Here is a 12,328-nt window from a genome sequence, read left to right as displayed (position 1 = left end):
ATGCTCGTCGACGAATTTGGCAAGGTCAGAAAACTCGTGAAGCGGGGGCTTTGTAAGAGTTATTTACTTTTGACGAATGCGCGGGTTACCGGAAGTTCTGAGGAAGCGATCCGTGCGCAGCTTCTGGCGTGCGGTGTCAAACACCCCCTAGTTCTGGATGGGCAGTGGATCAGCGACACGATCGCCGCCAATCGAGAACTGCGCATGTTCGTGCCTAGAGTCTATGGACTTGGTGATTTGTCCCAGATCTTGGATGATCGAGCTTATGTGCAGGCGTCAGTGCTTGCTCTCTCGGCAAGAGATCAAATCTCAACCTTCGTTGTGACCGATGCTTACCGAAAGGCTGCGGAAGCTCTAAGCGATAAAGGCTTCGTTCTATTGTTGGGTGAACCTGCGGTTGGGAAGTCTTCCATCGCCCTTATGCTTGCTATCAGTGCAGCGGATAATTGGGGCTGTGTGAACGTAAAGCCGCGCACTTCCGAAGAGCTCGTACAGAGGTGGAACCCGCACGAAAAAGATCAATTCTTTTGGGTAGACGACGCTTTCGGTGCGGTGCGACATGAAAGGCACTTGACCGATGGGTGGGCCAGAGATCTACCGCACGTAATGAGTGCCGTTAAGAACGGGGCGCGAGTCGTTCTTACATCTCGCTCTTATATTTATAACGAAGCGCGCCCCTTTTTGAAGACTTACGCGTACCCACTGCTACATGAAAAAGAAGTAACTGTGGACGTTTCCAGTATTACTCGACAAGAGCGGCAACAGATACTCTACAATCACCTTTCTGCTGGGGATCAAGAGCCGCAGAAGCTGGCGCAGATGAGGCCGTACCTTGAAGGAGCGGCAGATGCAAACCCATTTCGACCTGAAGCCGCCCGCCGTCTAGGTCTGAAGGCATTCACGAGCAATTTGCGCATCAATGAGGCGGATATTGAAACTTTCATGTCTCGCCCTCATCGGTTCTTGTCGGATGTCTATAGCCAGCTGGATGTACATTCGCAGGCTGCTCTTGCGCTTGTCTATGTGAGTCCTGAAGGGCTACTGAGTCCCTTGCGCCTGGACAAACGTAAGCGCAACGTACTCGAACAAGTAGGGAGCACAGTAGCAGCAGCGGGGCGAGCTTTAGCTTCGTTGGTTGGCACATTCTTGCGGAGTGTGGTGGATGCCAATGGGGCGAGCGCCTGGGTGTTCCAGCATCCTACTCTGCGCGAAGGTTTCGCGGCATGGTTGATTGATCAGCCACACCTTCTTCCTGTGATTCTATCCGGGATGGATGATGAGACACTTCTTAATCAGACTCATTGCCTGACGTCGCAAGATGGGCAGGAGAACGGAATCCTTCTCGGACTGCCGGCCCCTCTTTATCCTGACGTGGCGAAGCGATTCGCGCGTATTTTTGACGAATGGCCAGAGGGGTCGTGCTGGACGGACGACACCATTGATTACTTGGGGCGAAGGTGTAGCGACGAAATGTTGATGACATTTTTGTCGGCTTACCCTAGTCTCCCCTCTCGATTGACGGACCTGATCCCATGCGTATCGGATGCGCCAGAGCCTGCCGTACTTGCTCGACTCCGCCAGAAGGGGGCCTTGCCAGAAGTTTATAGGCGGCGCGTTGTAGAAAACATGGGAGACTTAGCTATCAATTGCCTAGATACGTCCTGGATCACCGAACAGGCGTGGGATCAAATCCTTACGGATTCTGATCGGGCGGCCATCTTTAGGCGAGTGCGAACTTCTCTCGTGCCACGGTTGGAAGAAGCAATCCGCGAGGACTGGACGAGTGAATGGCTTCGCTCTGGGCGCGTAAGGAATCCTCTGGAACTGTCATTGCGCACGTATCGATTCGCCTTCGAGGGGATCGGGGATAACGTGACGGCTAGATTTTTCAGGGATGCATTGGAATCATTTCTGAGTGATCAACAAGTTGAGGTTTCCGATGGGCAGGGTGTCCTCTTCGCGGCACCTGTAGTTGATGCTTCGAATAAGGAACACTCTCGAAGCCTTTTTTCGGATCTCGGTGAAGGTGTATAGAAGGAAGGGTCCGCCAGGCCGGGTGGCTGTGTCGTTTGGCTCGTGGGGCGATGGAGCGGTCGGCTCCGTAAAGCCGTGGAGCCGACCGCTCTAGCTACGACGTACCTCTTTCTGGCAGTAAGCGGCTGACTGCCTTGAGCGCGGCACGGGTGCCGGTCGGGCTGGAGCGGGGCGGAGACAGGAGCGCAGGCCCGGCCGGGGGCCGGGCCGCGCGCGGTGAGCGGAGCGAGCCGCCTTGATGAAGTAGGGAAAGTTTTATCCCGCTGAGATGAGCTGCTTGCCGTCGTGGCTCCGTACGTGGGGGCCGTTGCCGTCCAAGGCGTCCAAGAGCCTGATCGCGTAGACCTCGGCCATGCGCTCGCTGACCTCGTCGGGTGTAAGCCAGGAGACGGCCGTCGACTCGCTCGATGTGCGCTCGGTTCCGCCGGAGGGCTTGCAGCGGAAGACCAGGGCGACGATGCCGCGGGTGGTGTTCTTGTAGACGCCGGTGAGTTTGTCCACCTCGACGTGGATGCCGGTCTCCTCCAGGACCTCGCGGGCTACGCCGGCCTCGGGGGTTTCGTCGAGTTCGAGTACGCCGCCGGGAAGTTCCCATGTGCCGTTGTCGGCTCGGCGGATGGCCAGGAGGCGGCCGTCCTCGCGCACCACTACTCCGGCGACGGATACGGAGTGCAGGGGTGAGGGCGGTGCTTCCTGTGATTGACTCATGTACAGGAGCATAGGAGGCGGGGAACGGCTATGGGAACTGCGGTAGAGGGGGGCAGGTCGGGGCCTCGGTACGTGCAGATCGCCGATGAGATCGTGCGGCAGATCCGGGCCGGTGTGCTCAAGCCCGGCGACATGGTGCCGAGTGAATCGGAGCTGGTGGAGCGCTACGGCGTGTCCGGCGGCACGATCCGTAAGGCCATGGTCGAGGTGCGGGCGAGCGGGCTCGTCGAGACCCGGCACGGCAAGGGCTCGATCGTGAAGGACCGTCCGCCGGTGCGGCACCGCTCCTCGGATCGCTTCCGGCGGTCCCATCGGCAGGGTGGCAAGGCCGCGTATCTCGCGGAGTCCGCGCAGTCCGGCGCCACGGCCAAGGTGAGCGTCCTCTACATCGGACCCATGGAGGCCCCCGAGGACGCTGCCCGGCGGCTGGGTGTCCCCGCCGGCACCCAGGTGCTCGCCCGACGGCGCCTCTACTTCCGCAACGGCACCCCGGTCGAGACCGCCACCTCGTATCTCCCGTGGGGTGTCGTGAAGGAGATCCCGGAACTGTTCGCCGAAAACCCCGGCGGCGGTGGCATCTACGCCCGACTCGAAGACCACGGACACGAGTTCGCCGAGTTCGTCGAGACGCTGCAAGCCCGGCCGGCCTCCAAGGCGGAGGCGGCCGAGCTGGCGCTCAGTCCCGGCGCGCCGGTGGTTCACCTGATCCGTGAGGCTCGCACGACGGCCGGTCTTGTAGTCGAGGTCTGCGACACGCTCATGGCCGCTGACCAGTTCGTTTTCGAGTACCGGATCCCTGCCGCCGACTGACGCCCGCTCAACTCACCGCAACCCGTCGTGACTTCGCAGCCGCGGCGGGTTGACTCATGTACAGGAGTCAGGCACTCTTCTTCCTGTCACTCATGTACATGAGTGGTGGAGTTCAACATCTATAGAGGAGTGATCTGCTGTGCGTCAGATTCCCGTGGAGACGTCCGGTGCCACCGTGATGGTCGCGAAGGCGCCTCAGCCCAAAGTCCGCGACCGCCGTACCGGTGAGATCGCCACCGATACCGAGACCGGCGTCAAGCTGATGACGGTCGACGTGATGTTCGCGGCCAACGACGAGGTGGAGATTTTGTCCATCACCGTCCCCGAGACCGGCTTCTCCGGTGAGCTGGCCATGGGTACCCCGGTCGCGCTCACCGGCCTGGTCGCGCGGCCGTGGGAGAACGAGTTCAACGGCCAGAAGCGGCACGGGATCGCCTTCCGCGCGGTCGCCGTCACCTCGCTGGTTGACGTCGACTCGGCCTCGAAGGCGGCCTGAGCCATGACGTGGCCCACGGTCTTACTGCTGGTGGTCGTCGCCGCTGCGGGTTTCCTGCGGTGGCGGCGCCCCGCCTGGTACTGGCTGACCTTCGGGGTCACCCTCGCCGTCCTGCGGGTCCTGGTCCGGTACGGCTCGGTCATGGACGCTTGCGGCCTGACGGTCCCGCCCTCGCGCTGGCGTCTGACGTTGGCCCGGATGACCAACCGTCCGGCCCCGGAGTCCCGCGCACCACGCATCCTGCGAGTACGGCCCACTCGCACCGGCATGGTCCTGCGGCTCAAGCTCCGGCCCGGACAGGACGCCTTCGACGTCGCCGCCGCCTCGGACCGGCTGCGCCACTCCTTCGGCATGTACGGCGTCACCTCCCGTGAGCTGCGCTCGGGCGTGGTCGAGATCCGGATGACCGGCTACGACGTGCTCAAGCGGGTGCAGATGCCTGCTAAGACCGAAACCCGCCCGATGCGGGTCCCGGTCGCACTACGGGAAGACGGCTCGGTCCACTACCGCGATTACCGTGCCGTCCCGCACGGTCTGACCCTCGGCGCGACGGAGTCCGGCAAGTCCGTCTATCAGCGCAACCTCGTCGCCGGCCTCGCCCCGCAGCACGTCGCCCTCGTCGGCATCGACTGCAAACAAGGGGTGGAGCTGTTCCCGCTGGCGCGCCGGTTCTCCGCGCTCGCCGACAACCCTGACACCGCGCTGGAGCTCCTGGAGGCGCTGGTCTCCCACATGGGGGACGTGTATCAGCTCATCCGGGCCGAGCAGCGTGTCAGCGTCGCTGTGCCGGATGCGGAGATCGCCGCCGACATCTGGGACCTGCCCGAAGACCTGCGGCCGGTGCCGGTCGTGGTCCTGGTCGACGAGGTCGCCGAACTCGCTCTCTTCGCGAGCAAGGAGGAGGAGAAGCGGCGGGACCGGATCATCACCGCCCTGGTCCGCCTCGCCCAGCTCGGCCGCGCGGCCGGCATCTATCTGGAGATCTGCGGGCAGCGCTTCGGCTCCGAACTCGGCAAGGGCATCACGATGCTCCGCGCCCAGCTCACCGGCCGCACCGCCCACCGCGTCAACGACGAGACCTCGGCGAACATGGCCTTCGGCGACATCGCCCCGGATGCTGTCCTGGCCGCCATCCAGATCCCCGCCGAGACCCGCGGGCTCGCCATCGCCGGGGACTCCACCGGCGGCTGGCACCGCATCCGCGCCCCGCACACCTCGCTACGGCAAGCCGTGAACACCTGCAACAGGTACGCCGACCGTACCCCGGATCTTCCCGCCCTGGCGGCCTTCCGGCCCTCGGTCGCCTCCGTGCCCTCGGCCCGTGTGCCGCTGTCCAAGACGGCCCCCGCCACCGCCTGACCTCTCCCGCACCCCACGGTCGGCGCGACCGTCCTTCGCGCCGTGTCCCTACCCCGCCATGCCTGATCACAGGAGGAGCCGTCATGATTCGCCCCGCCCTCCGCGTGGACGCCGTGCTCGTTCAGGCCGTCATCGCCGGGGCACTGTCCTTCGCCCACCTCCACGACCTCGCCGCCGCCGCTGGACAGGACGGCTGGAAGGCCTGGGCCTATCCGGTCTCCGTGGACCTGCTCCTGGTCGCTGCCTGGCGACGGCTGCGCACGGACGGGCCGTCCCGGCTGGCCTGGTGCTGGTTCCTCATCGCCCTGGTCGCCTCGCTCGGCGCGAACGTCGCCACCGCCGGACTCCTCGACCTGGACGACGTTCCGGCCTGGCTGCGCATCCTCGTCGCCGCATGGCCTGCCTTGGCCTTCATGGGTGGCACTCTCCTCGCCCACTCGTCAGCCGGTCACACCACGGCTTCGCCGGACCCTGCGCCGGTGCCGGACCCCGTGCCCGAGGTGGAACCCGAACCGGCCTGCGCTGCTGAGCCGGAACCGGCCCCGGTCGACTCCGCCGATGCTGCCCTGTCCCTCCCGCCCGTCCACTCCGCTCCGGCACCGCCGGCCGTTCCGGTCCCGGCCGCGCTGGTGGACCACGCCCGCAAGGTCGCCGCCGACCACGAGGAGCGGACCGGTGCCCGGATCGACATCGACACCCTGCGCGCCCGCCTCGGTGTCCCGCCGCACCTGGCCGACGCCATCGCCGCCCAGCTCGCCTGACCCGAAAGGAGACGCCTCGTGCTTGGTGACCCGGCCGACCTGACCGCCGCCGACCACCTCGACGCCGCCCGCGAGACGGCCGCCACCAACCGGCCCTTCCTCGCCCACCTGCTCGCCGAGGAGGCCGCCCGCCGCACTACTGACCTGGCCACCGCCGCCGGGATCCGCGCCGCCTTCCCCGACCCGAACCTGACCCGAACGGAGACCGACTGACATGCCTGCCCGCGACTTCTTCCACTCCGTGATGCGGATCGGCCCGGTGCAGATCGGCACCCACCGCGACCGCAACGGCACCACCAAACACGCCGCCGTGTGCAGCTCGGACGGCTGCGGCTGGTCCGCCGACTACTCCAGCCAGTCCGCCGCCCAGCTCGCCGCCCGTACCCACCGCTGCCGCGTCCGCTAGGAGGCCACCGCCATGGACGTCCCGCTCTGGCTCGCCCTGATCGTCGTCGGCTGGCTCGGCGTCAAGCTCGTCCGCCCGCCCGGGTGGCTGATCGCCGTGCTTCTCCTCGGCGGCTTTCTCCTCGCCGACAGCGTGCTTGCCCCGGTCATCGACAGCGCCGTCAAGTAAGGAGATCTGCTCATGTTCCGGCCCAAGCTCCCGACCATGCCCCAGCCCACCGGCCAGGTCACCCCGCCTGACGTCGTCGAGCCGACCACGATCATCCCGGGAACCTCGACCCCGCCGGCCCTCGTCGCCCCGGTCCCGGTTCCGTCCCGGCCCACGGTCCAGCTCGCCCCCGGCACCGCGCTCGCCCTCGTCGGCGGCGGCACGGCCGTCGTCCTGGTCGTCGGCGCCGTCCTGGTCTCCATGCTCCTCGCGGTCGCCATCACGGGCGCCTCGGTCGCCGTCTGCGCCCTGGTGATCCGCTCGCTCGTCAACGCCGACGCCAAGCGTCGCTGACCGGCCCCCGGGCGGCCTCGATACCGCCAAGCATCCGCCGCCCGGGAGCCGTCCCTGTCCGATCTCTCAACCGGAAGGAAGCACCCAGCATGGCGCATCGCGCCCTGTCCGCGCCTGAGTCTCTGCTCGACCCGGTCGTCCTCGGCGATTTGCTGCGGGTGGCCTCGGCCGACGACTACACCCGATGGGAAGAACAGATCCGCCGCACCGGCGGCTGCTCCGACCCCATCCACCTCACCGGCTGGACCCTCCACAAGGACAAGACCACCGGCGAGACCCTGCACCACTACACCACCGCCGACGAGCCCGGCGGACGCCTCCGCCTCGCCTGCGGCAACCGCCGCGCCTCCCGCTGCCCGGCCTGCGCCTGGACCTACGCGGGCGACACCTATCACCTCATCCGCGCCGGCCTCGCCGGTGACGACCGCCGCGACATCCCCGCCACTATCCGCGATCACCCGCGCGTCTTCGCCACGCTCACCGCGCCCTCGTTCGGCCCGGTCCACAACCGGCCCGATCACGGCGTCTGCCGCTGCGGCACCCGCCACGCGCCCGACGCACCCGAACTGGGCACCGCCCTCGACCCGGCGACGTACGACTACGCGGGCGCCGTCCTCTTCAACAACCACGCCGGGCAGCTCTGGCAGCGCTTCACCACCCGGCTCCGCCGTGAACTCGCCGCCCGCGGTGGCCTTCCCCGCCGTGAACTCGCCGATCACGTACGCCTCTCGTACGGCAAGGTCGCCGAATTCCAGAAGCGGGGTGCCCTGCACTTCCATGCAGTGATCCGCCTCGACGGACCCGACGGGCCCGGAACACCGCCGCCCGCGTGGGCCACGGTCGGCGTCCTCGCCGACGCGATCGGCGCGGCTGCGGCACACTCCTACACCTCGGTCTCCGTCCCGGCCGCCGAGGACCAGCCGGCCCGGTCGTTCCGTTGGGGCACACAGCTCGACGTCCGGCCGGTGAAGGCGTTCGGGGACGGCTCCGACATCACCGAACAGGCCGTCGCCTCGTACGTCGCCAAGTACTCCACCAAGCCGCGGAGAACACCGGCACCCTCGACCGCCGCATCGGGGAACTCTCCGAACTCGACCGTCACGGCGTCCCGGACCACACCCGCCGCCTCATCACCGCATGCCGCGACCTCGACCCGCTGTATCCGGAGCGGCGGCTGTGGGCCTGGGCGCACATGCTCGGCTTCCGTGGGCACTTCTCCTCGAAGTCCCGCCACTACTCCACCACCCTCGGTGCCCTGCGCCAGGCACGCGCCGACTACCGCGCAGCACAGGATGCCGGGGCCCTCGGCCTGGACGACCGCGAGCCGGACACCGTCCTCGTCCTGGCGGACTGGCAGTACGCCGGCCACGGCCACACCCCCGGTGAATCCGCCCTCGCCGCCACCATCGCCCGGGACATCCGGCTCAACCGTGAGACCGCTCGCGAAGCCCTCCTGAGCGAAGGGGGGACGGAATGACCACGGCCGTCCGGTCGCGCAGCATGCTCACCATCGCGGAGGTCTGCGAGGAACTGGCCATCTCGCGCTCGACCTTCTACGACTGGCGGGCCAAGCGTCGTGCGCCGCGCTGCATCAAGCTCCCGAACGGCGACCTCCGGATCCGACGGAGCGACCTCGAAGACTGGCTCTACGACCGTGAGGACGCCGCCTGATGGAGACGACGTACGACGTCAAGGTCTACAAGATCCTCGTGTACAAGGGCGCCCGGAAGAACACGTACACGGTGCGTTGGGTGGTCGCGGGGAAGCGCTGGCGGGAGCCCTTCGACACGGTCGCGCTCGCCGAGGGCTTCCGCTCGGAACTCATCCGGGCCACCGGTAAGGGGGAGGCATTCGTCGTCGCCACCGGTCTTCCGGTGTCCCATCGCTCCAAGTCGGCTGCCATGAGCTGGTACAGGTTCGCCGTCGAGTACGTGGACGCCCGTTGGCCTCAGCTCGGTGGCAACAGCCGCAAGAACATGGCCAAGACCCTGACCGCGACGACCATCGCGCTGTTGCGGGCCAAGCCTACGCAGTTCGCGCCTGCGGCCGTGCGTACCGCCCTGCGTGAGTGGGCGTTCAACACGAACCGACGACCTGACGCGCCGCGGGACGTGGCGGCCATCCTCAGATGGGTTGAGCGGAACTCCCTGCCCGTTTCGGTCTGGGAGGACCCGGAGAAGGTCGACCAGGTCCTGCAGGCCATCGACACCCGCCTCGACGGCAGGCAGGCGGCGGCCTGGTCCCGGAAGCGCAACCGCCGGATCCTCAACGTCGTCATGAAGCACGCGGTCCGGCGGCGCATCCTGCGGGTCAATCCTCTTCCCAAGGGCAAGGAGTCGACGGCCGTCACGAAGACCTCGAACGCCGTGGACAAGCGGTCCTTGCTGAACCCCGAGCAGGCGGCGGCGATCCTCGACTGGATACGGTGCCGGCCGCGCGGTGGCAGGCGGCTCCACGCCTTCTTCGCCACGCTGTACTACTGCGGCCCGCGCCCCGAAGAAGCCGTGGCCATGCGGGTGGAGGACGTCACGTTGCCCCGACCCGAGGCCGAGGACCAATGGTGTGAGCTGCTGATCCACACGGCGACTCCGGAGGTCGGGAAGCAGTGGACCGACACGGGTGAGATCCACGAACGGCGCGACCTGAAGGGGCGTGCGGAGGGCGAGACACGCACCGTGCCGGGGCATCCGGCCCTCACGCGCATCCTGCGGCAGCACATCCAGGACGAGCGGCTGAAGCCGGGCGATCTGCTGTTCCAGGGAGAGTCGGGCGGCATCCTCGCCGGGTCGGTCATCCGCCGGGCATGGCGCGGTGCGCGGAAAGCCGTGCTGCCTCTGCACGTCTTTGAGTCGCCGACCGGGCGGCGCGTGTACGACAACCGGCACACGCGCCTGACCAAGTGGCTCAACGACGGCATCCCGCCCGCCCAAGTGGCGGAGTGGGCCGGGAACAGTGTGGCTGTGCTGCTCGCCACATACGCCCGATGCGTCGACGGGCAGTTGCCGGACCTGAAACGGCGGCTCGAAGCCTCGGGCGACCTGCCGGAGGCGCCCGGCGCCGGCTGATTCTCCGGCCGGGAACTTCGACACGTATTCGACACGGCCACCCGCGAAAACCCGGTGACAGCCGGACAGCCCCGGAGCCCGCCCTTGATCATCAAGAGGGCGTCCGGGGCTTCGTCGTGTCGGCTGGCATGCGCTCTGACCAGCGAAAAGCCCTCCCGAGAGGGAGGGCGGAGACTGGCGCCCCCGGCAGGACTCGAACCTGCGGCCAAGCGCTTAGAAGGCGCCTGCTCTATCCACTGAGCTACGGGGGCCGGGTGTGGTGGCCTGTCGTCGTGGTGCCCGGTTCCGGGCCGTTCCGTGACGTCGCCGGAGACAAGGATAGGGCTCCCGCATCCTTGTCCCTGTTTGCCTCGCCTCCGTGGCTCGGTGTGGAGGTTCGGTGAAGCGGTCCTGATAATCGCAGGCAGGTACGAATCGTGCACCGCTTTTGGCGTCTCGCGCATCGGGTGTTGTGCACTCGTTATGCCTGGAGCGCGCCCATGTCCTGGTCGCCCCTTCCGTCCCTTGTGTCCTGTCGGCGCGCAGACGTGCTCATATGTTTCAGAAATCCCCTAAAATTGGGCATTCTTCGCATGTGGTGACCTTGGACGTACGGCCTCAGCTGCTCGACGCACTCTCCGCCCTGCGCGACCGTGTCGCCGCCGCACGCTTCCCGCTGCCCCTGGCGGGGGCCCCGCGTGCGCGTGCCAACCGCGCCGAACTGCTCGCGCAGCTCGACGACTATCTGGTGCCCCGGCTGAGAGACCCCGAAGCGCCCTTGCTGGCCGTCATCGGGGGGTCCACCGGGGCAGGGAAGTCCACCCTGGTGAACTCCCTGGTGGGGCGGCGGGTCAGCGAGGCGGGCGTGCTGCGGCCGACGACACGGACGCCGGTGCTCGTGTGCCATCCGGAGGACCATCACTGGTTCAGCGGAATGAGGGTGCTGCCCGATCTCACGCGCGTGTGGGTGCCCCGCCACCAGGACCCCTCGGAGGACATGCTGCTCCCCGGCGAGGACCCCGCGCGCGTGCTGCGCGTCGAGACCGCCGACACCCTGCCCCCCGGCCTGGCCCTCCTGGACGCGCCCGACGTCGACTCCCTGGTGTCCGACAACCGGGTCCTCGCCGCCGAACTCCTCTGCGCCGCCGACATCTGGGTCATGGTCACCACCGCCGCCCGCTACGCGGACGCCGTGCCCTGGTACATGCTGCGCACCGCCAAGGAGTACGACGTCACCCTGGTGACCGTCCTGGACCGGGTGCCCCACCAGGTCGTGGCCGAGGTGTCACGGCAGTACGGTGCCCTGCTCACCAAGGCCGGCCTCGGTCACGTACCGCGCTTCACCGTGCCCGAGCTGCCCGAGTCGGCCTGGGGCGGCGGGCTGCTGCCCGCCACCGCCGTGGCGTCGCTGCGGACCTGGCTCGTGCACCAGGCGCACGATCCCGCCGCCCGGCAGCACGCCGTGACCCGCACCGCGCACGGCGTCCTCGACTCCCTCAACACCCGCATGCCCGAACTGGCCGGTGCCGCCGCCGCGCAGTACGCGGCCGCGCTGCGGCTCACCGCGGCCGTCGAGGGGGCGTACGACAGCGAGCACGCGCGGGTACGGGGCCGGCTGCAGGCCGGAGCCGTGCTCTCCGGGGACGCGCTCAAGCGGTGGCGCGCCTTCCCGCTCGACTGCACTCCGGGCGAGCTCCTCGACGCCCTGGTGGAGAGCCTGAGCGCGCTGCTGCTGTGCGCCGTCGCCGCCGCCGACGAGCGCGTCGACGACGCCTGGCGGCGCGAACCCGCGGCGGTCGCCCCCGGGCTCGCCGACCGGGGATCCTCGCCGGAGAGCGCCGAACACCGGATCGGGCTGGCCGTACGGCGCTGGCGGCGCGAGCTCGAGGAGTACGCCGAGGACGAGGTGCGCGAGCTGGACCGCAGCGTCGCGCCCGACCCCGAGACGGTCGCCGCGCTGGTCGCCACGGTGCTGCTGGGCGGCCGCCGGACGCGCACCGCCGGGGAGGGGCTCGCCGAGCGGATCGGCGCACACGGGGCGCTGCGGCTGCGTGACCGGGGCGGACGGCTGCTCCTCGAGTGCATGGACCGGATCATGCACACCGAGCGGGAGCGCCGGCTCGCCCCGCTCGACGCGCTCGAGGTGCACGCGGAGCCCCAGGCCGAACTCATCGCCGCGCTGTCCGTACTGCAGAAGGAGAGGTGACCG

Annotated in this window: 13 protein-coding genes, 1 tRNA gene and 1 pseudogene; 13 read left to right on the top strand and 2 right to left on the bottom strand. The window is 67.8% G+C overall.

From position 1 onward, the window contains the following. Entirely contained in the window at positions 1-2,034 is a 2,034-nt protein-coding gene (locus GL259_RS14630; RefSeq protein ID WP_159532869.1) for a hypothetical protein, read from the top strand. Between the two features lie 255 nt (positions 2,035-2,289). Here GL259_RS14630 and GL259_RS14625 read toward each other — a convergent pair whose 3' ends face one another. Continuing rightward, the gene (locus tag GL259_RS14625) at positions 2,290-2,754 is read right to left on the bottom strand and encodes an NUDIX domain-containing protein (RefSeq protein WP_166461495.1); all 465 of its coding nucleotides are present in this window, start codon (positions 2,752-2,754) and stop codon (positions 2,290-2,292) included. Positions 2,755-2,772: 18 nt separating this feature from the next. On the opposite strand from GL259_RS14625, the gene GL259_RS14620 reads away from it, so the two are divergent. The 11 genes and pseudogenes from GL259_RS14620 to GL259_RS14570 all read left to right on the top strand — a co-directional run bounded on the left by GL259_RS14620 (position 2,773) and on the right by GL259_RS14570 (position 10,140). Next, positions 2,773-3,552, top strand: coding sequence for a GntR family transcriptional regulator (locus tag GL259_RS14620; protein WP_159532867.1), 780 nt, complete (start codon positions 2,773-2,775; stop codon positions 3,550-3,552). A gap of 139 nt (positions 3,553-3,691) precedes the next feature. After that, entirely contained in the window at positions 3,692-4,048 is a 357-nt protein-coding gene (locus GL259_RS14615) for a hypothetical protein (protein WP_159532865.1), read from the top strand. A gap of 3 nt (positions 4,049-4,051) precedes the next feature. Further along, entirely contained in the window at positions 4,052-5,407 is a 1,356-nt protein-coding gene (locus GL259_RS14610; RefSeq protein ID WP_159532863.1) for an FtsK/SpoIIIE domain-containing protein, read from the top strand. Positions 5,408-5,490: 83 nt separating this feature from the next. Further along, complete coding sequence (locus tag GL259_RS14605) at positions 5,491-6,168, top strand: DUF2637 domain-containing protein (RefSeq protein ID WP_159532861.1); 678 nt, start codon at positions 5,491-5,493, stop codon at positions 6,166-6,168. 18 nt (positions 6,169-6,186) lie between these two features. Further along, positions 6,187-6,381, top strand: a complete 195-nt coding sequence (locus tag GL259_RS14600; protein WP_159532859.1) for a hypothetical protein — start codon at positions 6,187-6,189, stop codon at positions 6,379-6,381. 1 nt (position 6,382) lies between these two features. Continuing rightward, a complete protein-coding gene (locus GL259_RS14595; protein WP_159532857.1) occupies positions 6,383-6,574 on the top strand; it encodes a mobile element transfer protein in 192 nt (63 codons plus the stop codon). Positions 6,575-6,586: 12 nt separating this feature from the next. Continuing rightward, positions 6,587-6,742, top strand: coding sequence for a hypothetical protein (locus GL259_RS14590; RefSeq protein WP_159532855.1), 156 nt, complete (start codon positions 6,587-6,589; stop codon positions 6,740-6,742). Between the two features lie 12 nt (positions 6,743-6,754). Next, positions 6,755-7,075 (top strand): SpdD-like protein, encoded by a 321-nt coding sequence (locus GL259_RS14585; protein WP_159532853.1) that lies wholly within the window; start codon positions 6,755-6,757, stop codon positions 7,073-7,075. An 89-nt stretch (positions 7,076-7,164) separates the two neighbouring features. Continuing rightward, a pseudogene (gene repSA, locus GL259_RS14580) lies at positions 7,165-8,552 on the top strand (replication initiator protein RepSA). Next, complete coding sequence (locus tag GL259_RS14575; protein WP_159532851.1) at positions 8,549-8,746, top strand: helix-turn-helix domain-containing protein; 198 nt, start codon at positions 8,549-8,551, stop codon at positions 8,744-8,746. Before repSA ends, GL259_RS14575 begins: the two are co-directional and overlap by 4 nt. Then, positions 8,746-10,140 (top strand): site-specific integrase, encoded by a 1,395-nt coding sequence (locus GL259_RS14570; RefSeq protein WP_159532849.1) that lies wholly within the window; start codon positions 8,746-8,748, stop codon positions 10,138-10,140. Before GL259_RS14575 ends, GL259_RS14570 begins: the two co-directional genes overlap by 1 nt. Positions 10,141-10,315: 175 nt before the next feature. On the opposite strand, the gene GL259_RS14565 is transcribed toward GL259_RS14570, so the two are convergent. Next, a tRNA-Arg gene (locus tag GL259_RS14565) sits at positions 10,316-10,391 on the bottom strand. A gap of 323 nt (positions 10,392-10,714) precedes the next feature. On the opposite strand from GL259_RS14565, the gene GL259_RS14560 reads away from it, so the two are divergent. Next, entirely contained in the window at positions 10,715-12,325 is a 1,611-nt protein-coding gene (locus GL259_RS14560) for a dynamin family protein (RefSeq protein ID WP_159532847.1), read from the top strand. Positions 12,326-12,328: the final 3 nt, after the last annotated feature.

It is taken from the genome of Streptomyces sp. Tu 3180 (assembly GCF_009852415.1).
Taxonomy (GTDB): Bacteria; Actinomycetota; Actinomycetes; order Streptomycetales; family Streptomycetaceae; genus Streptomyces.
This window is presented reverse-complemented; position numbering and strand designations above follow the sequence as displayed.

What these genes read in the sequence shown, in the direction of transcription:
- GL259_RS14585 (WP_159532853.1), top strand. Translation starts at nt 6,755, where the DNA reads ATGTTCCGGCCCAAGCTCCCGACCATGCCCCAGCCCACCGGCCAGGTC.
- GL259_RS14590 (WP_159532855.1), top strand. Translation starts at nt 6,587, where the DNA reads ATGGACGTCCCGCTCTGGCTCGCCCTGATCGTCGTCGGCTGGCTCGGC.
- GL259_RS14575 (WP_159532851.1), top strand. Translation starts at nt 8,549, where the DNA reads ATGACCACGGCCGTCCGGTCGCGCAGCATGCTCACCATCGCGGAGGTC.
- GL259_RS14605 (WP_159532861.1), top strand. Translation starts at nt 5,491, where the DNA reads ATGATTCGCCCCGCCCTCCGCGTGGACGCCGTGCTCGTTCAGGCCGTC.
- GL259_RS14625 (WP_166461495.1), bottom strand. Translation starts at nt 2,754, where the DNA reads ATGCTCCTGTACATGAGTCAATCACAGGAAGCACCGCCCTCACCCCTG.
- GL259_RS14620 (WP_159532867.1), top strand. Translation starts at nt 2,773, where the DNA reads ATGGGAACTGCGGTAGAGGGGGGCAGGTCGGGGCCTCGGTACGTGCAG.
- GL259_RS14630 (WP_159532869.1), top strand. Translation starts at nt 1, where the DNA reads ATGCTCGTCGACGAATTTGGCAAGGTCAGAAAACTCGTGAAGCGGGGG.
- GL259_RS14595 (WP_159532857.1), top strand. Translation starts at nt 6,383, where the DNA reads ATGCCTGCCCGCGACTTCTTCCACTCCGTGATGCGGATCGGCCCGGTG.
- GL259_RS14610 (WP_159532863.1), top strand. Translation starts at nt 4,052, where the DNA reads ATGACGTGGCCCACGGTCTTACTGCTGGTGGTCGTCGCCGCTGCGGGT.
- GL259_RS14570 (WP_159532849.1), top strand. Translation starts at nt 8,746, where the DNA reads ATGGAGACGACGTACGACGTCAAGGTCTACAAGATCCTCGTGTACAAG.